Below are 21,724 nucleotides of genomic sequence, written 5' to 3' on the forward strand. Positions count from 1 at the left end.
CTACCCATCCCGCGCATCCGCGGGGGACAGATGACGCAATCGGACACCGACGGTCGTCACCAGGACACCCGCGACCAGCAGCCCGCCGCCGATCGCCTCGGCCGGCGCGGGAACCTGCCCCAGGAGCACGGCCGCGGCGAGCATCGCCACGACGGGAGCGAGCAGCACCCACGGCACGACGGCGGCCGAGGGATTGCGCGCGAGCAGGCCGTTGAAGATCGCGTAGCCGACGAGAGTGCACAGACCGGCGGTGTACAGCGTCGAGAGCGCGGCCGACCACCCGAAAGCGGCGAGACCGGAGGCGATCGCGGTCGGTCCCTCGACGACGAACGCCAGACCCAGCGCGGGCACCGGCACGACGAGCGCCGACCAGACGGTGAGCGACAGCGCACCGAGTCGCCCGCGCCCGGCGACGACCCCCGCGCGGCGGGAGATGACGTTGCCGACGGCCCACGACAGGGCCGCGGCCAGCGCCAGCACCACAGCGAGCGCGGGGGCGTCGCCGCCTCGTCCCAGCGCGACCGCCGCGAGTCCCACGAGCGCGATCGTGACGCCGACCGCCTGCGCGAGCGTGGGGCGCTCCCGCAGGACACCGGCGGCGATCACGACGGTGAACACCGCCTGCGCCTGCAGCAGGAGCGCGGCCAAACCCGGCTGGAGCCCCAGGGCCAGCGAGGTGTAGAGCAGGCCGAACTGTCCGAGGCTCATGAACAGTCCGACGCCGACGATGGTGGCCCAGGATGCGAGCGGGCGCGGCACGACCACGGCGAACGCGGCGACGAGGGCGAATCGGATCGCCACGAACAGCAGCGGCGGGATACCCGGCATGCCCCAGTCGATGACGAGGAAGTTGAATCCCCAGGCGGAGGCCACCCCGGCGGCCAGGATCATGTCGCGTCGACTCACGTCGACAGTCCACCGGCGCAGTCGATGAAGCACCAGCGAATGTTTCTTCCGAGAAAGCGGTAGCGTCGCTTCATGATCGATCTGGATGCCGTGCGATCCTTGCGCACGGTGGCCCACGAGGGCACCGTGTCGGCGGCGGCGGCCGTGCTGGGCTTCACCCCCTCGGCGGTCTCGCAGCAGATCAAGCGACTCGAACGCGAGACAGGGGTCGCATTGCTCGAACGCGTCGGGCGCGGGGTGGCCCTCACCGACGCCGGGACGCAGCTGGTGGCCGGGTCGGCGCCGATCCTCGCCGACCTCGAGCGACTGCGGGCAGACCTGCAGGCCAGCGCTCCCGGCGACGGAAGGATCAGCGGCGAGGTGCGCATCGCCGCGTTCTCGACCGTCGTACGGGGACTGCTCGCGCCCCTGCTGGTCGACCTCGCACGGACGCACCCCGACCTGCGGCTGCTCGTGCGCGAGAGCGAACCGTGGGAGACGGTCGCCCTCATCGCCTCGGGTCAGCGCGACCTCGGGATCGCCCACCAGTGGGGCGGGGTGGCACTCGCGATCCCCGACAACGTCGTGGTCACCCCCTTGTTCACCGACGTCGCCGACGTCATCGTGCACCGCGATCATCCGCTCGCGGCGCGCGATGTCCTGCACCCGCGCGACCTCGCCGACGAGGCCTGGGTCGCCACATTCGAGACGACCATCTGCCGCCAGTGGCTGCGACGCCTGTTCGACGGAGTGCGCAACGCGCCGCGGGTCGTCTACGAGTCGATGGAGTTCGAGAACCACCTCGCGCTCGCCCGCACGGGGGCGGTGGTCGCGCTCGTCCCTCGCCTGGGACGCGCGCCCCTCGGCCCCGACCTCGTCGCCGTCCCGACGATCGAGCCGGCATCCACCCGGGATGTGGTCGCGGTGCATCGCCGTTCACAGGCCGACTCCCCGGCGCTGCGTGCGACGCTGTCCGCTCTCCGCGAGCGCGGCGCACTGCTCGAGCGGTGACCGCGGCCGCAGCACGACGCCGGCGGAGCACCCGGCCGGGCACGGTCTGGGCACATTCGCGGGAGGTTCTGCGCTGCCAATAGGCCCTGGCGTGTGCGCGCGCGCCGTGCAGCGGGCAGACTGTGGGCATGAGCAGTCGCGCAGGACAGCCCGCCGAGGCATCCGATCTCATCGACATCGACGAACTGATCGCCGCCTATTACGACCGCAAACCGGATGCCGCGGTGCCAGAGCAGCGCGTCGCCTTCGGCACGAGCGGCCACCGGGGTTCGTCGCTGAGCACGAGTTTCAACGAGGACCACATCCTCGCCACCACGCAGGCGATCGTCGACTACCGCGCGGCGCAGGGCATCACCGGCCCGCTCTTCCTCGGGCGCGACACCCACGGCCTGTCGCTGCCGGCCGAGCGCAGCGCCATCGAGGTGCTCGTGGCCAACGGCGTCGACGTCCGCGTCGACGCCCGCGACTCGTGGGTGCCGACCCCCGCCCTCAGTCACGCGATCCTCACCTACAACCGCGGACGCGCGACCGACGACCCGGGCCGCGCCGACGGCATCGTCGTCACCCCGTCGCACAACCCGCCCCGCGACGGCGGCTTCAAGTACAACCCGCCGCACGGCGGCCCCGCCGACACCGACGCCACGGGATGGATCGCCGACCGCGCGAACGAGCTCATCGCCGCGGGCCTCACGGGGGTGCAGCGCACGCCCCACGCCGACATCGACCTCGACACCCTCGGCCAGTACGACTTCCGCGACGCGTACGTGCGGGATCTGGCATCCATCATCGACGTCGACGCGATCCGCAGCGCCGGCGTCCGCATCGGCGCCGACCCGCTCGGTGGCGCGTCGGTGGAGTACTGGGCGCTCATCGCCGAGGTGTACGGCCTCGACCTCACCGTCGTGAACCCCGAGGTCGACCCGACCTGGAAGTTCATGACGCTGGACTGGGACGAGAAGATCCGCATGGACCCCTCGTCACCGTCGGCCATGGCCTCGCTCGTCGCCGCACGCGCCGACTACGACATCCTCACGGGCAACGACGCCGACGCCGATCGCCACGGTATCGTCACGCCCGACGCGGGGCTCATGAACCCCAACCACTACCTCGCCGTCGCGATCGACTACCTCTTCTCGCACCGCGAGGGATGGCCGACGGATGCCGCGGTAGGGAAGACCCTCGTGTCGTCGATGATCATCGACAGGGTGGCATCCGCGCTCGGCAAGACGCTGCTGGAGGTCCCGGTCGGGTTCAAGTGGTTCGTTCCCGGCCTCCTCGACGGATCCGTCGCCTTCGGTGGCGAGGAGTCGGCGGGGGCGTCGTTCCTGCGCAAGGACGGCACCGTGTGGACCACCGACAAGGACGGCATCCTGCTCTGTCTTCTCGCCGCGGAGATCCTCGCCGTGACCGGCAAGACGCCCTCGCAGCGATACGCCGAGCTCGAGGCGGAGTTCGGTGCTTCGGCGTACCAGCGCGTCGACGCCCCGGCGACGCCCGCGCAGAAGTCGACGCTGTCGAAGCTGTCGCCGGAGGCCGTGACCGCCACCGAGCTGGCCGGGGAGCCCATCACCGCCAAGCTTTCGCACGCGCCGGGCAACGGCGCCGCGATCGGCGGCCTCAAGGTGCAGACCGAGTCCGCGTGGTTCGCCGCGCGGCCGTCGGGCACCGAGGACGTCTACAAGCTGTACGCCGAGTCGCTCCGCGGCGAGGAGCACCTGCGCGCGGTGCAGGAGGAGGCTCGGGCGGTGGTATCGGCCGCCCTCGGCCAGGCCTGACGCATCCCTCGAAGCGGCGCCGTTCCCCCGGGAGCGGCGCCGCTTCGGTGCGCGGCGGTCCGGGGCGCGCGGCGGTCCGGGGCGGGCGGCGTCCGGGGCGGGCCGGTCCGGGGCGGGCCGGTCCGGTGCGCGCGGCGGTCCGGGGCGCGCCGGCCCCCGGGAGCGGTGCCGCCGCGGCCCTGCGGCGGGGCATAAACGCGATCCGCGCACAGAAACACGGTGACAGCGCGTTTACGCACGGAGATCGCGTTTATGCGTGTCGGGCGGGCGGATGCTGCGGCCCTGCGCCGCGATCACGATGTGCCCGCATGACGCGGTCACCGCGGCCGGGCGGGGCGAGCACCGCCGTCGGGCGGGGCGGTCACCGCGGCCCTGCGGGGCGGTCACCGCGGCCGGGCGGGGCGAGCACCGCCGCCCTGCGGCGACGCATAAACGCGATTCGCGCGCAGAAACACGGTGACAGCGCGTTTATGCGCGCGGATCGCGTTTATGCGTGAGTTGCGGGCGACGGGATGCCACGGCCCCGGCGCTCCGGAGAACGTCGGGGCCGTGGCATCCGGAGTCAGGCGAGGGTCGCGGCGTCGATGACGAAGCGATAGCGCACGTCGCTGGCGAGCACGCGCTCGTACGCCTCGTTGATCTGCTCGGCCGAGATGAGCTCGACCTCGGGCGCGATGCCTTTCTCGGCGCAGAAGTCGAGCATCTCCTGCGTCTCACGGATGCCGCCGATCGACGACCCCGCGAACGATCGCCGGTTCGAGAAGAGCGTGAAGACCTGGATCGGCAGCGGCTCGGGCGGGGCTCCGACGTTCACCATCGTGCCGTCGAGCGTCAGGGTGCCGAGGTACTGCTTGAGGTCGAGCGGTGCACTGACGGTGTTGACGATGAGATCGAACGTGTTCTTCAGCTTGTCGAACGTCTCGGGGTCGCTCGTGGCGTAGTAGTGGTCGGCGCCCATGGCGAGGCCGTCGTCCTTCTTGCTGAGCGTCTGCGAGAGCACCGTGACCTCGGCGCCCATGGCGTGCGCGATCTTCACGGCCATGTGTCCGAGACCGCCCAGTCCGACGATCGCCACCTTCTTGCCGGGACCGGCGTTCCAGTGGTTCAGCGGCGAGTACGTGGTGATACCGGCGCAGAGCAGCGGCGCGGCCTTCTCGTACGGGATCGACTCGGGCACGCACAGCACGAAGTCCTGGTCCACGACGATCTTCTGCGAGTAGCCGCCCTGCGTGACGGTGCCGTCACGGTCGAGGGCACCGTACGTGCCGACGTTGCCGTTGAGGCAGTACTGCTCCTCACCGGCGCGGCAGTTCTCGCATTCGCGGCAGGAGTTGACCATGCAGCCGACGCCGACGCGGTCGCCGACGGAGTACTTCGTCACGTCTGCGCCGACCTCGGCGACCGTGCCGACGATCTCGTGACCCACGGTCAGCGGATAGGGCACCTCGCCCCATTCGCCGCGGATGGTGTGGATGTCGGAGTGGCAGATGCCGGCATAGGCGATGTCGATCAGGACGTCGGCCGGGCCGACCGCGCGCCGCTCGATCGTCGTCGGTTCGAGAGGCGAAGTGGCCGATGACGCGGCGTAGGCGTTGACGTGCATGAAGCTCCTCGGGGAGGTAGTGGGGACCACTCCATCATCCCGCCCGTGACACCGCGCGGGGCGGGGTTGCACGGACGTGCGCGGTGATCCGAACGCGCTCAGACCCGCGGCCCCGTGCTCTCCCGCACGACCAGCGACGTCGGAACGAGGGTGCGGGCGTGCTCGCCGCCGGAACCTTCGATGTCGGCGATGAGGGCGCTCATCGCCTCCTCGCCGACGCGTTCGAAGCGCTGGCGCACGGTCGTCAGCGGCGGCCAGAAGTTCGCCGACTCGGGCATGTCGTCGAAGCCGACCACGCTCACCTGGGCGGGGATCCCGCGCCCCGCCTCGTGCAGCGCGCGGATGACGCCGAGGGCCATCTGGTCGTTCGCCGCGAACACCGCGGTCACCTCCGGATCCTGCGCGAGCGCAGCGCCGATGCGGTGCCCCGACTCGGCGGTCCAGTCGCCGATCTGGACCGGAGGGACCTGGCATCCCCGCCCCTCCAGCGCCTTGCGCCACGCGTCGCGGCGGCGTTCCGCGGCGAAGGACTCGGGCGGGCCCGACACGTGCCACACCGTCTCGTGGCCGAGGTCGAGCAGGTGCTGGGTCGCCAGCCGTGCGCCCTGCGCCTGGTCGTTGTCCACCACCGCGTAGGGGTAGTCGGCGCTGGAGTCCACGACGACGACCGGCAGACCGGACGGGATCGACAGCTCGTTCTCGCCGAGCCGGTGCTTCTCGATCAGGATCACGATGCCGTCGACGGCGTGCTCGCGCAGACGCAGGAAGGCGCCGGAGACGTCGGTCTGCGAGGCCGTCTGGACCGTGATGAGAGTGATGGAGTACCCGGATGCCGCGGCCACCGACGCGAGCGCGTCGAGGGTGCGCGTGTTGCCGTACGAGCTCAGCGAGAACATGATCACGCCGATGCTCCGGAATCGGCCCGAGCGGAGGGCCCGCGCGGCACTGTTGGGGCGGTAGCCGAGGGAGGCCATGGCATCCAGCACGCGCTGGCGAGTCTCAGGATCGACGTTGGCCCGGTCGTTCGCGACCCGGGAGACGGTCTGGCCCGACACCCCGGCCGCGGCGGCCACATCGGCCATCGAGACCTCGCGGCGCCGCCCGCGACCTCGCACCACGGTCGACGCCGTCGCCGTATCGCTCACGTCTGCCCCCTCGGATGTTGACGTTGACATGCTAGCGGGGTCCCGGTTATGTTTACGTCAACATCGCGGTGACTCGACCGGGATGCGCACCGACGAAGAGGCAATCGGACGATGACGACCACCGCGGCACCCCCGCCCGCCCTGCGCTCCCCGCGGCGACGGCGACGCTCCCGAATCGACGACCGCGGCTGGCTGTTCGTCGCCCCGTTCGCGATCGTCTTCGCGCTCGTGTTCCTCGCGCCGCTCGCGTACTCGCTGTACCTGAGCCTCTTCCGCGACCAGCTCGTGGGCGGCAACGCGTTCGTCGGTCTCGCGAACTACATCGCCGCGGTCAACGACCCCAAGTTCTGGGACGGCTTCGGCCGCGTCTCGCTGTTCCTCGTCGTGCAGGTGCCGATCATGCTCGTGCTGGCGCTCGCCGCCGCGCTCGCGATCGACAGCGCACGTCTGCACGCGGCCGGCTTCTACCGCATGGTGATCTTCCTGCCCTACGCCGTCCCAGCCGTCGTGGCCGTGCTCATGTGGGGCTACATCTACGGCGACCAGTTCGGCCTCACGCGCAATCTCAACGACCTGCTCGGCGGCCAGGTCATCCAACCCTTCGTCCCCGAATGGATGCTGGTGTCGATCGGCAACATCGTCACGTGGCAGTTCGTCGGCTACAACATGCTGATCTTCTACTCGTCGCTGAAGACGATCCCCGGCGAGCTCTACGAAGCGGCATCCATCGACGGCGCCGGAGCGTGGCGCACGATCTTCTCGATCAAGATCCCCGCCGTCCGCGGCGCGGTCGTGATCGCGACGATCTTCTCGATCATCGGCAGCTTCCAGCTCTTCAACGAGCCCAACATCCTGAAGCCGCTGGCACCGAACACGATCACGACGTTCTTCACGCCGAACATGTACGCCTACAACCTCTCGTTCGCGGGCCAGCAGTACAACTACGCGGCCACGGTCGCCATCATCATGGGCGTCATCACCGCCGTCATCGCCTACGTCGTGCAGCTGCGCGGCTCTCGTCAGGAGGCGCGATGACCACCGCGACCGCACCCCGCACCGACACCGTGGCCGTGACCACGTCCCGCTCCCGCCCGCGCCGCGGCTTCGCCCGCACCTCGCCGACCCAGGGCAGGAGATCGGTGGTGCTCAGCATCGTCATGGGCCTGTACCTGCTGTACACGCTCGTGCCGCTGTTCTGGCTCGTGATCAACGCGACCAAGACCCAGCCCGACCTGTTCACCACGTTCGGACTCGGCCCGGGCAACAGCTTCGCGCTCTTCGACAACATCGCGCAGACGCTCACCTACCGCGACGGCATCTTCCTGCGCTGGCTCGGCAACACGCTGCTCTACGTCGTCGTCGGCGCGGGCGGCGCCACGCTCCTGGCTACCCTCGCCGGTTACGGCCTGGCCAAGTACAACTTCCGCGGACGCAAGGCCGTGTTCGCCGTCGTGCTCGGCGCGATCGCCGTGCCCGGCACCGCGCTCGCGGTCCCCACATTCCTGCTCTTCAGCCAGCTCGGCCTCACGAACACCCCGTGGGCGATCGTCATCCCGTCGCTCATCAGCCCGTTCGGCCTCTACCTCATCTGGGTGTACGCGACGGATGCCATCCCGACCGAGCTCCTCGAAGCCGCACGCATGGACGGCGCGGGCGAGTTCCGCACGTTCTTCACCATCTCGATCCGGCTGCTCACCCCCGGCATCGTCACGGTGCTCCTGTTCGCGGTCGTCGCGACGTGGAACAACTACTTCCTGCCCCTCATCATGCTCAGCGACCCGGCCTGGTACCCGCTCACCGTCGGCCTGAACCAGTGGAACGCGCAGGCCGTCGACGTCGGCGCGCAGCCGATCTACAACCTCGTGATCACGGGCGCCCTGCTCTCGATCATCCCGATCGTCGCCGCGTTCCTCGTCCTGCAGCGCTTCTGGCAGTCCGGCCTCAGCGCCGGAAGTGTCAAGCAGTGACCCCCGAACTCCTCCCACACCCGGAGCGTCCTGCCCCGGAAACCGCCACACCCATCCACAACAACGAAGTGAAGGAACCCCATGACATTCATGCGCAAGGGCATCGCTGCCCGGCGGGCCGTGTTCGCCGTGGCCGCGACGGCGCTCACCGTCGGAGCGCTCACCGCCTGCTCCGGCGGCAGCGCCGGCGGAGGCAGCAACGGCGGCAGCCCCGACGACATCGAGAAGGCGCTCCAGGAGGGCGGCGAGATCACGTACTGGTCGTGGACGCCGTCCGCCGAGGCGCAGGTCGCGGCTTTCCAGGCGAAGTACCCCAACGTGAAGGTGAACCTCGTCAACGCGGGCACCAACACCGAGGAGTACACCAAGCTGCAGAACGCCATCAAGGCCGGCTCCGGCGCGCCGGACGTCGTGCAGATCGAGTACTACGCCTTCCCGCAGTTCGCCCTGTCCGACTCGCTGCTCGACCTCGCGCCGTACGGCTTCGGCGACCTCGAGAGCGCCTACAGCGCGGGCCCCTGGGGCTCGGTCGACTTCGACGGCAAGATTTACGGCCTCCCGCAGGACTCGGGTCCGATGGCGCTGTTCTACAACAAGTCGGTCTTCGACCAGTACGGCATCGCCGTCCCCACGACGTGGGACGAGTACTACGCGGCAGCGCAGAAGCTGCACGCGGCCGACCCGACGAAGTACATCACCGCCGACACCGGCGACTCGGGCTTCACGACCAGCATGATCTGGCAGGCCGGCGGCACCCCGTTCACGGCCGACGGCACGAACGTCACGATCGACCTGCAGGACGCCGGATCGAAGAAGTTCGCCGACAACTGGAACCGCCTCATCGACGGCGGCCTCCTCTCCGACACCCCCAGCTGGAGCGACGAGTGGTTCAAGGGCCTCGGTGACGGCTCGATCGCGTCGCTCGTGATCGGCGCCTGGATGCCGGGCGTGCTGGAGTCCTCGGTTCCCGACGGCGCGGGCAAGTGGGCCGTCGCCCCGATCCCCACGTACGACGGAAAGGCCGCGACGGCCGAGAACGGCGGCGGCGGTCAGGCCGTGACCAAGCAGAGCAAGAACCCGGCGCTAGCCGCGGGCTTCCTCAAGTGGCTGAACAACGACGAGGAGAGCCTGCAGATCTTCGCCGAGTCGGGCGGTTTCCCCTCGACCACCGCGCAGCTGAGCGACCCCGCTTTCGTCGACAAGGCCTCGGACTATTTCGGCGGCCAGCAGATCAACCAGGTCCTCACGCAGGCCTCGAGCGAGGTCGTGAAGGGCTGGAGCTACCTGCCGTTCCAGGTCTACGCCAACAGCATCTACGGCGACACCGTGGGTCAGGCGTACGCCACCAAGGGCGACCTGAACGAGGGGCTGTCGACCTGGCAGGACCAGCTCGTCCAGTACGGCAACGACCAGGGCTTCACCGTCAACAAGTAAGCCGATGATCGGGGCGGGCCGCGGCGCGAGCACGCGGTCCGCCCCTCCCGTTCCCCGCCAGGAGAGACCCGCATGACCTCCCCCACCCGCATCACGCTCGACCCGCGCCGACCCGGACCCGAGGTGCCGCGCCGTCTGTTCGGCACGTTCGTCGAGCACATGGGACGTTGCGTATACGACGGCATCCATTCGCCCGAGCACGCCACCGCCGACGCGGCCGGTTTCCGCACCGATGTGCTCGACCTGGTGCGCGAGCTCGGGGCGACGGTGGTGCGCTACCCCGGCGGCAACTTCGTCTCGGGCTACCGGTGGGAGGACGGCGTGGGTCCGCGCGCCGAGCGTCCCGTGCGCCTGGATGCCGCGTGGCACAGCACCGAGACCAACCAGGTGGGTCTGCACGAGTTCGCGGAGTGGGCGGAGGCCGCGGGCCTCGAGGTCATGGAGGCGGTCAACCTCGGTACGCGCGGCGTCGCCGAGGCCGCCGACCTGCTGGAGTACGCCAACCACCCCGCTGGCACCGCGCTGAGCGAGCGGCGCCGCGCGAACGGCCGCGATGAGCCCTTCGGCATCCGGCTGTGGTGCCTCGGCAACGAGATGGACGGTCCGTGGCAGATCGGCCACAAGACCGCTGACGAGTACGGGCGCCTCGCCGCCGAGACCGCGCGCATGATGCGCTTCATCGACCCGACCGTCGAGCTCGTTGCCGCCGGCAGCTCCAACCACGAGATGCCCACATTCGGCGGCTGGGAGCGCACGGTGCTGCGGCACACGGCGGGCCTCGTGGACCACATCTCGGTGCACGCCTACTACGAGGAAGACCCGACAGACCCGGGAAGCTTCCTCGCCAGCGGCGCGGCCCTCGACCGGTACATCGGCGAGGTCGCCGACATCATCGACGAGGTCGACGCGCGGACCCCGGGCGGCGACCCCATCGGCATCAGCGTCGACGAGTGGAACGTCTGGAACCAGACGCGCTGGAACGAGGTTGACAAGCCCCGCGTCTTCACGGGCGACTGGCCGGTCGCCCCACGCCTCATCGAGGACGACTACACCGTCACCGACGCCGTCGTGGTCGGCTCGCTTTTGATCACCCTGCTGCGCCGCGCGGACCGCGTCTCGATGGCGAACCTCGCGCAGCTGGTGAACGTCATCGCCCCCATCCGCACGGAGCCCGGCGGCGGACCGGCGTGGCGTCAGACGACGTTCCACCCCTTCCGGCTCACGGCCGAGGCCGCGACCGGGCGAGTCGTCCCGGTCCGGGTTGACGGCGACCGCATCCCGACAGCTCGCCACGGCGACATCGACGCGGTCGACGCGATTGCCACGGTCGACGGCGACGTCGCCCACGTCTTCCTGGCCCACCGTTCGCTGGACGCGGAGGCCGAGGTCGAGCTGTATCTCGGTCCCGCGGCATCCGCCGAGGCCGTCGTCGTCACGATCCCCGAGGGCGGCGACCGGAACACCACCAACTCCGCCGCCGCCGAACCGGTGGCCCCCGCGGGCCTCGCGGTCGAGGTGGCCGATGGCATCCTGCGCTTCACCCTCCCCCCGCTCGCCTGGGCGCGCGTGCGCGTCCAGCTGGCCTCCTGACCCGAGAGAGAACGTGACCACCTTCACCATCGGCGAGACCGACTTCCTGCTGGACGGCGAACCCTTCCAGGTGATCTCCGGGACGCTGCACTACTTCCGTATCCATCCCGACCACTGGGCCGACCGCATCCGCACGGCCAAGGCCATGGGGCTGAACACCATCGAGACCTACGTCGCGTGGAACGCGCACGAGCCCGTGCGCGGCGAATGGGATGCCACGGGCTGGAACGACCTCGGACGCTTCCTCGACCTCGTCGCCACCGAAGGACTGCACGCGATCGTGCGCCCCGGCCCCTACATCTGCGCGGAGTGGCACAACGGCGGACTGCCCGTCTGGTTGACGTCGATGCCCGGTATCGGCCTGCGCCGCTCCGAACCGCAGTACCTCGCTGCCGTCACGGAGTACCTCGAGCGTGTGTATGAGATCGTTGTGCCGCGGCAGATCGACCGGGGCGGCAACGTCGTCCTCGTCCAGATCGAGAACGAGTACGGCGCCTACGGCTCCGACAAGGACTACCTGCGCGAGCTCGTCCGGATCACCCGCGATGCCGGGATCACCGTGCCCCTCACGACGGTGGACCAGCCGATGCCGTGGATGCTCGAGAACGGCAGCCTCCCCGAGCTGCACGTCACCGGCTCGTTCGGCTCGCGCTCGGCCGAGCGGCTCGCAACCCTGCGCGAACATCAGCCCACCGGTCCGCTCATGTGCTCGGAGTTCTGGGACGGGTGGTTCGACTGGTGGGGCAGCATCCACCACACGACCGACCCCGCCGCCTCGGCCCACGACCTCGACGTGCTACTCGCGGCGGGAGCGTCCGTGAACATCTACATGGTGCACGGCGGCACGAACTTCGGCACGACCAACGGCGCGAACGACAAGGGCCGCTTCGACCCGATCGTCACGTCGTACGACTACGACGCCCCGATCGATGAGGCCGGACGCCCGACCGCGAAATTCCATGCGTTCCGCGACGTCATCGCGAAGTACACGTCGGTCCCTGAGCTGGTTCCCACGCCGCGGCCCGCCGCGCCGGCGTTCGAGGTGCCCCTGTCGGGAGAGGGCGACTGGATGCCGGGCATCGACGCGATCGCCATCGCCGACGACCCGCCGAGCTTCGAGCAGCTCGCGCACCTCGGCCCCCTCGTGCGGTACGACGTCGAGCTGCCCGCGTTCTCGGGTCCGGCGGCCCTCGTGTTCGGAGAGGTGCGCGACCTGGCCTGGGTGCACGTCGACGGCACGCCCGTCGGTCGGCTTTCCCGAACGCTGCACGAGCGAGCGTTGACGATCCCCGCGGGTGCGCACCTGACCGTCCTCGTCGAGGATCAGGGCCGCGTGAACTACGCCGACCGCCTCGGCGAAGCGAAGGGACTCATCGGCACCGTCACCCTGAACGGCGCACCCCTCACCGGGTGGACAGCGACCCCCGTCGCCCTCGAGGCCGCGTCCGGTGCGGGGACCGGCTCGGTGGGCCGGGCGCTGCTACGCGGCTCGTTCGAGCTCGACGCCGCCGTCGACCTGTTCCTCGACACCGCCGCGTGGGGCAAGGGCTACGCCTTCGTCAACGGATTCTTCCTCGGCCGGTACTGGAACAACGTGCCGCAGAACACGCTGTACGTGCCCGCTCCGGCCACGCGCGCCGGAGCGAACGAGATCGTGGTGCTCGAGCTGGAGCACGCCGTCGAGGCGGCCGCCCGCTTCGTCGCCGCTCCGTCGCTGGGGCAGCTGGAGGAGTAGTCCGCCGGCGCACCCGGCGCGAGCGCCCGGAACAGGCCGATTCCCCGGATCGGCCTGTCCTCATTACGAGGCTGTGTTCGCGTGGCGTCACCGATGATCACCTCCCCGCGCCCTCTGGGGTGCGCGCCGGGTGAGGAGGGGCAGGATGGGGGCATGACGATGGCTGCGTGGCTCCGGTCCATCCCCTCCCTCACGGGGACCGCGCCCGGACCGGATGCCGATCCCCTCCCAACCGAGCCGGAAGAGTTGTTCGCGCGGTGGATTCGTCAGGCCGTGGACGCGGGCGTCCCGGAGGCGCACGGCGCCACTCTCGCGACGGTCGATGCCGACGGCATCCCGGACGCTCGAACGTTGATCCTCAAGGACCTGACTCCGGACGGATGGGCCTTCGCCGGCCCCCGCACCTCCGCCAAGGCCGCTCAGCTCGGAGCACAGGCCGCTGCGGCGCTGAACTTCTGGTGGCCGGCGGTGCTGCGGGCCGTTCGCGTGCGCGGGCGGGTGGTCGAAGCCCCGGCGGAGGAATCGGCGGCCGATCTCGCCGCGCGCTCCCCCGCCGCGCGAGACGGCATCGCGCCCGGCGAGTGGGTGCTCTGGCGCCTCGTCGCCGACCGGGTGGAGTTCTGGCAGGGGTCCCCCGATCGTAAGCACCTCCGAACGATCTATCGGCGCGAGGGACCGCACTGGCGCCGTTCGGGTGCTCAGGACGACGAGAGGACGGGCGAACGAGCGATTACGAGGTCACCGAGATCGGCGGGCTGGACGATTGGCGCAGCCACTTCGGCGGGTTCGCCCCCTCCCGTTCACGAGACGGGCGCCGCGTCGTCGACCAGGAGCTCACGATGCAGCACATCGGCATGACGGCGAACGCGCTGCGGCCCGGCGAGGAGGCCGGATACTGGCACACGCACACTCGGATCGAGGAGCTGTACGTCGTCCTCGAGGGTCGCGGCCAGATGGGGCTGGACGACGACGTGATCGACGTCGGCCCCGGAAGCGTCGTCCGCGTGGGACAGAACGTCTGGCGCACATGGCGGGCGATGCCCGACGGTGACGGCGAGCTGCGCTGGCTCTGCATTCGCGCGGGAGGAGAGGCGCTTCCGCCCCTTCCCGACGACAGCTCGCGCGACCCCGAACGGCCCATGCCCTGGTAAGCACGGGTTGGGGGCGCGATCGGCGCACCGGGGCGCGAAACGGCCGCCCCGAAGCACGAAAGCCGCCCCGAACCGCGATCCGGAGGGCTCAACCGCCCGAACTGCTCGCGCGCACCACGAGCACGGCGGGCACCGTCGCGGCGCGGGCGGTACCACGCTCGATAGCCGACACCAGCGCCTCGACGACACCGCGGCCGAGGGCGTCGAAGTCCTGGCGCACGGTCGTCAGCGGCGGGCGGAACTCCGCGGCATCCACGATGTCGTCGAAGCCGACGACGGCGACGTCATCGGGCACGCGGCGACCGGCGTCGGCGAGGGCACGGAGCACGCCGAGCGCCATCTGGTCATTGGCGACGAACACCGCGGTCGCGGCGGCGAGCGCGGCCGCGGAGCGATGACCGGATGCCGAGGTCCAGTCGCCCCGGGCCGGCTCGGGCACCGGGGCCCCGACGTCGACGAGCGCCTCACGCCACCCGCGTTCGCGTTCCGCCGCGGCGAACGAACCCGCGGGCCCGGCCAGGTGATGCACGGTCGCATGTCCGAGCCCAAGGAGGTGCTCGGTCGCGGCCCGGGCGCCGCCCGCGTGATCGGTCTGGACGATCGAGAACCGCTCGTCAGGCGGGGAGTCGACGACGACGAGGTGCAGGTCGGCGGGCGGGTCGACGACGCGCGCCAGGTCGGTGGCCTCGTTCAGGACGACGGCACCGTCGACGCCCTGCGATCGCAGGCGGGCGAAGGCGTCGCGGATGCCGCGCTCCCCGACCGTCACCACCGCGAGGGCGTAGTCGCGGGCGGCGGCAGCCTCGGAGATCGCCTGCAGCATGCGGGAGTTGCCGACCGAAGCGAGGGTCGACACGACGAGGCCGATCGTCGATGTCTGCCCGGTACGCAGGGCGCGCGCGGCGCGATGCATGCGGTAGCCGAGATCGGCCATGGCCTTCTCGACGCGGGCCCGGGTGGCCGGGTCGACCCGAGGGCTGCCGTTGGCGACGCGCGACACGGTCTGCGCCGAGACACCGGCCGCGGCAGCCACATCGGCCATCGATACGCGCATGTCAGCCCCCTCGTGTTGACGATACCACGCCCGATATGTAGCGTGTTATCGTGAACACGGACAGCTCCACCGCGGTGACCCTCGGCGCCGGAGTCGTCAAGCGCCCCACGCGCCTGGCCGACGGCCGCGACCTGATCTACTTCGACGACGCCGACAGCAGGCTCGGGTCGGAGCGCTCCGTGGATGCCCGCACCCTCGATCCTCGGCCGAGCACGGCGACGATGCGACAGGACGTGCTCACCGGCGACTGGATCACCGTGGCATCCAATCGCCAGAACCGGGCGTTCCTGCCCCCCGCCCACCTCGACCCGCTGGCACCGCAGACGCCGACGAACCCGTCCGAGATCCCCTCGCTCTACGACGTCGCCGTCTTCGAGAACAAGTCGCCCTCGTTCGGCCCCGCGCTCGACGTCGCCACCGCGGACGCGCCCGCGGCGATCGATCCGCCGCGCGGCGACGACGACCTCGAGCATCTCGGCCTCGGCCGCACGCGCACCTCCGTCGGGCGCTGTGAGGTCGTCTGCTTCAGCCCCGAGCACGAGGGGTCGTTCGGCACACTCTCCCGCACCCGCGCGCGCACCGTCATCGAGGCGTGGGCCGACCGCACGGCCGCGCTGTCGGCGCTCCCCGGCATCCGGCAGGTGTTCCCGTTCGAGAACCGCGGGCAGGAGATCGGCGTCACCCTCCCCCACCCCCACGGGCAGATCTATGCCTACCCCTACATCACCCCGCGGACGCACCGTCTCCTCGACACCGTCTCGCGCACCTCCCCCGACCTGTTCGCGCGCATCCTCGAGTTCGAGGCATCCGGTCCCCGCGTGGTGCTGCGCGGCGAGCACTGGACGGCCTTCGTCCCGTTCGCGGCGCGCTGGCCGATCGAGGTGCACGTGCTGCCGCACCGCCATGTCGCCGACCTCGCCGAGACGACGGATGCCGAGCGCGACGAGCTCGCGCCGTTCTACCTGCGGCTGCTGCGCGGCATCGACGCGCTGTACGACACGCCCACGCCGTACATCGCCGCGTGGCATCAGGCGCCGGTCGGACGCGCGCGCGACAGCGTGCGGCTGAACCTGCAGATCACGTCTCCGCGCCGCGCCGCCGACAAGCTCAAGTACCTCGCCGGTTCCGAAGCCGCCATGGGCGCCTGGATCGGCGACATCGCGCCCGAGTCGCAGGCCGAACGCCTGCGTATCGCCCTCGACACCGTTCCGGAGGTGACGGCATGACCGCCGTCGACGACGCCCGCGCCCTGCTCGCCACCCTGACGGACGCTCCCGCCGTGGGGGTGTGGTCAGCGCCCGGACGCGCCAACCTCATCGGCGAGCACACCGACTACAACGAAGGCTTCGTGCTGCCCTTCGCGATCGCGCAGCGCACCGCCGCCGCCGTCGCCCCGCGCGGCGATGACCTCATCCGCGTGCGGTCGACGTTCGCCGACGGCGCGGTCGAGGTCACGCTCGCCGACCTCGACGCCCGCATCGCCGCCGGGCGTCTCGACTGGGCCGGATACCCGCTGGGGGTCGCGTGGGCGCTGCGCGCCGCGGCTCCGGATGCCACGCCCCGGGGTGTCGACATCGCCCTGGCGTCCGAGGTGCCGGTGGGGGCGGGGCTCTCGTCGTCCGCCGCGATCGAGGGGGCCGTGGCATCCGCTCTCAACGACGTGTGGGAGGCCGGGCTCGACAAGGTCGCGCTCGCCCGCGTGGGCCGCACGGCCGAGAACGACGCGGTCGGCGCCCCCACCGGGATCATGGACCAGATGGCGTCGATGCTCGGCGTGGCCGACGCCGCGACGTTCCTCGACTGCCGGTCGCTCCAGACGCGGCCCGTGGCGCTCGGGTTCGCGGAGGCGGGCCTTTCGATCCTCGTCGTCGACACGCTCGTCGAGCACGCGCACTCCTCCGGCGGCTACCGCGAGCGCCGCGCCTCGTGCGAGAGAGGCGCCGCCGCATTCGGCGTGCCGGCGCTGCGCGACCTCACGGTCGACGACCTGCCCCGCGCCCACGAGATCCTCGACGACGTCACCTTCCGCCGCGTGCGGCACATCGTGACCGAGAACCAGCGCGTCCTGGACACCGTCGCGGCGCTCGATACCGACGGTCCCACCGCGGTCGGCGATCTGCTCACGGCATCGCACGCCTCGATGCGCGACGACTTCGAGATCTCGGTGCCCGAGCTCGACCTCGCCGTCGAGACGACCCTGGCCTCCGGTGCCCTCGGCGCGCGCATGACCGGCGGCGGCTTCGGCGGCGCCGCGATCGCGCTGCTCCCCGCCGAGCTCGAGCACGCGGCGACCGAGGCCGTGCACGCCGCGTTCGCGGCATCCGGTTTCCGCGCCCCGAACGTGTTCACCGTGACCCCCTCCGAGGGCGCCCGCCGCGACGCCTGAGGCGCCGACTGCGCCGCCCGGCCGCGCGGTCGGCGCGCGGGGAGCGGTCCGCGGTGGTCGGTGCGCGGCGTCCGCCGCTCGACGTCGTTCCGGGCAGGCATAAACGCTCGCAGCGCGCATAAACGCTCGCTCCACGTGTTTATGCGGGCTAGGAGCGTTTATGCGTGCGGCACCCGGCGGGCACGGCGCGGCATCCCGGGCGCGGCGGTCGGCAACCGACGCGTGGCGTCCGGTGCGTGGTCGGTGCGCGGCATCCGGCGCCCGGCGTCGTTCCGGGCAGGCATAAACGCTCGCAGCGCGCATAAACGCTCGCTCCACGTGTTTATGCGGGCTAGGAGCGTTTATGCGTGCGGCACCCGGCGGGCACGGCGCGGGCGACGCAGCGGCAGGAGAGCACGCGGGGTTCGCACGGCACGCAACCGCCTTCACCCTGGCAAGACACCGGGACTCGGGCGTACCCTGCCCGGATGACCGACGGCACCGTCCTCGCCTGGCTGCTCGACAGTGACCCCGCGCTGCGCTGGAAGGTCGAGCGCGATCTGCTCCACGCCCCCGAGGAGCAGTGGCAGCAGACCCGCGCGCGCGTGGCCCGCGAGGGTTTCGGCGCGCAGCTCCTCGCGCTCCAGGACGAGGACGGCCGGTTCGCCGGGGGCGCGCACTTCCCCGCCGACTTCCGCCGCGACGAGCCCGGGCAGCCCTGGACCGCCACGTCGTGGTCGCTGATGTCCCTGCGCGAATGGGGCGTGGATGCCAGCGCCCTCCGCCCCGACACCGCGGGGCTGCTCGAGCGCCACGCGCGCTGGGAGTACGAGGACCTTGCGTTCTGGGACGGCGAGGTGGATGCCTGCATCAACGCCTCCACGCTCGCGAACGGTGCGTGGCTCGGGGCCGACGTCCGTGGCATCCGGGACTGGTTCGTCGAGCACCGCCTGCCCGACGGCGGGTGGAACTGCGAGTGGGTGGAGGGCTCGACGCGGTCGTCGTTCCACTCCACGCTGAACTCGATCATCGGGATCCTCGACGACGAGTGGCGCACCGGCGGCACACCGGAATCGCACGACGCGCGCCGCGGCGCCGAGGAGTACCTGCTCGAGCGGCGGCTGCTGTACCGGCTGTCGACCGGCGAGACGCATTCCTGGGCGGATCGTCTGGGCTACCCGTTCCGCTGGCGGTACAGCGCGCTGCGCGCGCTCGACCACTTCCGCGCCGCCGCCCTGCACGACGGAACCTCCCCCGACCCGCGTCTCGCGGACGCGATCGAGCGCGTCCGGGCGGCGCGCGATCCCGACGGCACCTGGCACCAGGCGTACCCTCCCGAGGGCCGGGAGTGGTTCCCCGTCGACGTGCCCGCGGGCGAGCCGTCGCGGTGGCTGACGTTCTTCGCGCTGCGCGTACTGCGCTGGTGGGACGAGGCGTGACGGTCGCCCCCGTCATCGCCACCGCCCGGGGCCGCGTGCGCGGTTTCACCCGGGGAGGGACGGCGGTGTTCCTCGGCATCCCCTTCGCCCAGGCTCCCGTCGGCGCGCGGCGCTTCGCCGCTCCGCAGCCCGTCGAACCGTGGGACGGCGAGCTCGACGCGACGGAGTACGGCGCCACCGCCCAGCGCGGCGACACGGGCATCACGCTCATCCCCGAGCCGAGCATCCCGGGTGACGCCACCTTGAACGTCAACGTCTTCACGCCGGCGGACGCGACTCCGGATGCCGGGCTCCCGGTGCTCGTGTGGATCCACGGCGGGGGCTTCGTGTCGGGGTCGCCCGCGAGCCGGTGGTACGACGGCGACGCGTTCGCGCGCGACGGCGTCGTGACCGTCGTCCTCTCCTATCGGCTCGGGTTCGACGGCTTCGGCGCGATCGAGGGCGCCCCCTCCAACCGTGGGCTGCGCGACCAGATCGCGGCGCTGGAGTGGGTGCGCGACGAGATCCGCGCCTTCGGCGGCGATCCCGCGCGCGTCACGATCGCCGGGCAGTCGGCGGGCGGCGGCTCGGTCCTGGCGCTCTTGGCCTGCCCCGCGGCATCCGGTCTCTTCGCCGGCGCGATGGCCCTCTCGCCCGCGCTGGGTGCGGTCTCGGCGGATGCCGCGCGCCGGTTCGCCGAGCGGGTCGCGACCCTCGCGGGCGTCCACCCGGACCGCGCGGGCTTCGCCTCGCTGCCCGAGGAGAAGCTGCTCGAGCTGCAGCGGCTCGCGCAGAAACCGGAGCGGCGGGCGCGACTGTCGGGTCTTTCCGTGCTGCTGAACGACGGGCTGCCGCTCGGGCCCGTGGTCGACGGCGACCTGCTCCCGCGCTCCCCGCTCGAGGCGCTCGCGGACGGCGCATCCGCGAACGTCCCCTTCGTCGTCGGGGCCACCGACGACGAGTTCACGATGATCACCGCCCGCGCGCGACGGGCGCTGGACCTCGTGCCCGTGCCGCTCGCCCTGGCGCTGCTCGGTCTCGGACGATCCCGGCGTCGCGCCTACCTCGCCCGGTCGCCGCGGCGCGGCGGGGCCGCCCGACTCGGCGGCTACGTCTCCGACCGTGTGATCCGCTCCGTCGTGCTCCGCGCCGCGCGCGCCCGCGGCACCGCCTCGACCTGGCTGTACCGCTTCGCGTGGACCTCCCCCTCGATCGGGCACGCGTGCCACTGCCTCGACGTGCCGTTCTGGTTCGACCACCTCGACGCCGACGGTGTCACCGCGATCGCGGGCGATGCACCGCCCGCCGAACTCGCCGACGCGATGCACGCCGCCGCGGTCCGCTTCGTCCGTGACGGCGACCCGGGCTGGCCCGCGTGGGATGCCGAGACCCGCCGCGCGCGCGTGTTCGGGGGCTCGGCATCCGGTCCCGACGTCGAAACGGACGCCTACGCCGATGTGGCGCCGCTGGTCTGACGCACCAGGGCCCGCCGGGTGTGCCGTCCCGCGGAGTTTCGACACGACACGCCGTCATCCGGGGACGCCGTGCGGCGTGCCGGTGCCGATCTCCGCGCGACGGCCCGGCGGCCACCGGTCCGACGCGGGCCTCAGAGAGCCGGGACGACCTCGCGCTCGAACAGCGCGATCCCCGAGGTGTCGTACGCGGCTTCGGGGAAGTAGTGGATGGCGTAGCCGAGGCCGTGCTCGGCGCGAGTGCGCAGCCGCTCGACGATCTGCTCGGGGGTGCCGAACGCGTCGGATGCACGGTAGTCGGCCTCGATGGCATCCGCCCGCTCGTCGCCCACGTGGGGCCGCAGGCGCGCCACGACCGCAGCGAGACGTTCCTCGGCCTCGGCCTCGGTGGGCGCCACGATCGTGTTGAAGTTCGAGGAGCGCGTGATCTCGCCGAAGTCCCGGCCGAGGGCCTCGCAGTGGTCGCGCAGCACCGCGGACTTGTGGTCGAACTCGTCGAGCGAACCGGCGAAGTTCGTGTACGAGGCGTACTTCGCCGCGACCTTGAGCGTGACCTTCTCACCGCCGCCCGCGATCCAGAGGGGGATGCCGCCCGCCTGCAGCGGCTGCGGCTGCACGATCGCGCCGTCGACCTCGTAGTACTTCCCGGCGAGGGTCGCCGAACCCGTCGTCCAGGCCTGGTGCATGATCTCGACGCCCTCGCGCAGACGCCCGAGACGCTCGGCGATCGGCGGGAAGCCGTAGCCGTACGCGCGCCACTCGTGCTCGTACCAGCCGCCGCCGATGCCCATCTCGGCGCGGCCGCCCGAGATGAGGTCGACCGTGGCGGCGACCTTCGCGAGGTACGCCGGATTGCGGTAGCCCATGCACGTGCACATCTGCCCGAGGCGCACGCGGTCGGTCACGGCGGCGAACGCGGCCATGAGCGTCCAGGCCTCGTGGGTGGCCTCGGCGCTCGGCACCGGGGTGGTGTGGAAGTGGTCGTAGACCCAGATCGAGGACCACGGACCCTCGTCGGCGCTCTGCGCGAGCGCGCTCATCGCGCGCCACTGTTCGGCGGGGTCGATGCCCACCAGATCGAAACGCCAGCCCTGCGGGACGAAGATGCCGAATTCCATG

General features: G+C 71.4%; 18 protein-coding genes. 13 read left to right on the forward strand and 5 right to left on the reverse strand.

Features of this window, described 5'->3' with window-relative positions; genetic code table 11:
• Window positions 1–906 carry an EamA family transporter gene (locus LL239_RS00845; RefSeq protein ID WP_228161544.1) on the reverse strand — a complete coding sequence of 302 codons (906 nt, stop codon included), beginning with the start codon at window positions 904–906 and terminating at the stop codon, window positions 1–3.
• Between the two features lie 72 nt (window positions 907–978).
• Between LL239_RS00845 and LL239_RS00850 the strand changes: the two genes are divergently transcribed.
• Together LL239_RS00850 and pgm are read left to right on the forward strand one after the other, a co-directional pair.
• Window positions 979–1,896 carry a LysR family transcriptional regulator gene (locus LL239_RS00850; RefSeq protein ID WP_228161545.1) on the forward strand — a complete coding sequence of 306 codons (918 nt, stop codon included), beginning with the start codon at window positions 979–981 and terminating at the stop codon, window positions 1,894–1,896.
• Between the two features lie 128 nt (window positions 1,897–2,024).
• Complete coding sequence (gene pgm / locus LL239_RS00855) at window positions 2,025–3,671, forward strand: phosphoglucomutase (alpha-D-glucose-1,6-bisphosphate-dependent) (RefSeq protein WP_228161546.1); 1,647 nt, start codon at window positions 2,025–2,027, stop codon at window positions 3,669–3,671.
• A gap of 562 nt (window positions 3,672–4,233) precedes the next feature.
• Here pgm and LL239_RS00860 read toward each other — a convergent pair.
• Both LL239_RS00860 and LL239_RS00865 read right to left on the reverse strand, forming a co-directional pair.
• Window positions 4,234–5,274: an NAD(P)-dependent alcohol dehydrogenase gene (locus tag LL239_RS00860; RefSeq protein ID WP_228161547.1), complete on the reverse strand. Its 1,041-nt coding sequence runs from the start codon at window positions 5,272–5,274 to the stop codon at window positions 4,234–4,236.
• A gap of 98 nt (window positions 5,275–5,372) precedes the next feature.
• Window positions 5,373–6,356 (reverse strand): LacI family DNA-binding transcriptional regulator, encoded by a 984-nt coding sequence (locus LL239_RS00865; protein WP_228161877.1) that lies wholly within the window; start codon window positions 6,354–6,356, stop codon window positions 5,373–5,375.
• Between the two features lie 174 nt (window positions 6,357–6,530).
• Here LL239_RS00865 and LL239_RS00870 point away from each other — a divergent pair, with 174 nt between their 5' ends.
• The 7 genes from LL239_RS00870 to LL239_RS00900 all read left to right on the forward strand — a co-directional run bounded on the left by LL239_RS00870 (window position 6,531) and on the right by LL239_RS00900 (window position 14,296).
• Window positions 6,531–7,454, forward strand: a complete 924-nt coding sequence (locus tag LL239_RS00870) for a carbohydrate ABC transporter permease (protein WP_228161548.1) — start codon at window positions 6,531–6,533, stop codon at window positions 7,452–7,454.
• The gene (locus LL239_RS00875; RefSeq protein ID WP_374197601.1) at window positions 7,451–8,386 is read left to right on the forward strand and encodes a carbohydrate ABC transporter permease; all 936 of its coding nucleotides are present in this window, start codon (window positions 7,451–7,453) and stop codon (window positions 8,384–8,386) included. The genes LL239_RS00870 and LL239_RS00875 overlap by 4 nt, the downstream gene beginning before the upstream one ends.
• Window positions 8,387–8,476: 90 nt before the next feature.
• Entirely contained in the window at window positions 8,477–9,820 is a 1,344-nt protein-coding gene (locus tag LL239_RS00880) for an ABC transporter substrate-binding protein (RefSeq protein ID WP_228161879.1), read from the forward strand.
• Between the two features lie 72 nt (window positions 9,821–9,892).
• The gene (locus tag LL239_RS00885; protein WP_228161549.1) at window positions 9,893–11,410 is read left to right on the forward strand and encodes an alpha-N-arabinofuranosidase; all 1,518 of its coding nucleotides are present in this window, start codon (window positions 9,893–9,895) and stop codon (window positions 11,408–11,410) included.
• A gap of 13 nt (window positions 11,411–11,423) precedes the next feature.
• Complete coding sequence (locus LL239_RS00890) at window positions 11,424–13,145, forward strand: glycoside hydrolase family 35 protein (RefSeq protein WP_228161550.1); 1,722 nt, start codon at window positions 11,424–11,426, stop codon at window positions 13,143–13,145.
• Window positions 13,146–13,298: 153 nt separating this feature from the next.
• On the forward strand, window positions 13,299–14,003 hold the full coding sequence (locus tag LL239_RS00895; protein ID WP_308218554.1) for a pyridoxamine 5'-phosphate oxidase family protein: 705 nt from the start codon (window positions 13,299–13,301) through the stop codon (window positions 14,001–14,003).
• Window positions 13,985–14,296: a cupin domain-containing protein gene (locus LL239_RS00900; protein ID WP_228161551.1), complete on the forward strand. Its 312-nt coding sequence runs from the start codon at window positions 13,985–13,987 to the stop codon at window positions 14,294–14,296. Before LL239_RS00895 ends, LL239_RS00900 begins: the two co-directional genes overlap by 19 nt.
• 88 nt (window positions 14,297–14,384) lie before the next feature.
• Here LL239_RS00900 and LL239_RS00905 read toward each other — a convergent pair whose 3' ends face one another.
• Window positions 14,385–15,350: a LacI family DNA-binding transcriptional regulator gene (locus tag LL239_RS00905; RefSeq protein WP_228161552.1), complete on the reverse strand. Its 966-nt coding sequence runs from the start codon at window positions 15,348–15,350 to the stop codon at window positions 14,385–14,387.
• Between the two features lie 50 nt (window positions 15,351–15,400).
• Here LL239_RS00905 and galT point away from each other — a divergent pair, with 50 nt between their 5' ends.
• The 4 genes from galT (at window position 15,401) to LL239_RS00925 (ending at window position 20,608) form a co-directional block, all read left to right on the forward strand.
• A complete protein-coding gene (gene galT / locus LL239_RS00910) occupies window positions 15,401–16,576 on the forward strand; it encodes a galactose-1-phosphate uridylyltransferase (RefSeq protein ID WP_228161553.1) in 1,176 nt (391 codons plus the stop codon).
• Window positions 16,573–17,736 carry a galactokinase gene (gene galK, locus LL239_RS00915; RefSeq protein ID WP_228161554.1) on the forward strand — a complete coding sequence of 388 codons (1,164 nt, stop codon included), beginning with the start codon at window positions 16,573–16,575 and terminating at the stop codon, window positions 17,734–17,736. The genes galT and galK overlap by 4 nt, the downstream gene beginning before the upstream one ends.
• Window positions 17,737–18,203: 467 nt before the next feature.
• Entirely contained in the window at window positions 18,204–19,154 is a 951-nt protein-coding gene (locus LL239_RS00920; protein ID WP_228161555.1) for a squalene cyclase, read from the forward strand.
• A complete protein-coding gene (locus LL239_RS00925) occupies window positions 19,151–20,608 on the forward strand; it encodes a carboxylesterase/lipase family protein (protein WP_228161556.1) in 1,458 nt (485 codons plus the stop codon). The genes LL239_RS00920 and LL239_RS00925 overlap by 4 nt, the downstream gene beginning before the upstream one ends.
• A 131-nt stretch (window positions 20,609–20,739) precedes the next feature.
• On the opposite strand, the gene LL239_RS00930 is transcribed toward LL239_RS00925, so the two are convergent.
• Window positions 20,740–21,723, reverse strand: a complete 984-nt coding sequence (locus LL239_RS00930) for an LLM class F420-dependent oxidoreductase (RefSeq protein WP_228161557.1) — start codon at window positions 21,721–21,723, stop codon at window positions 20,740–20,742.
• Between the last annotated feature and the right edge of the window lies 1 nt (window position 21,724).

The organism is Microbacterium testaceum, assembly GCF_020781835.1.
GTDB classification, from domain to species: Bacteria; Actinomycetota; Actinomycetes; order Actinomycetales; family Microbacteriaceae; genus Microbacterium; species Microbacterium testaceum_H.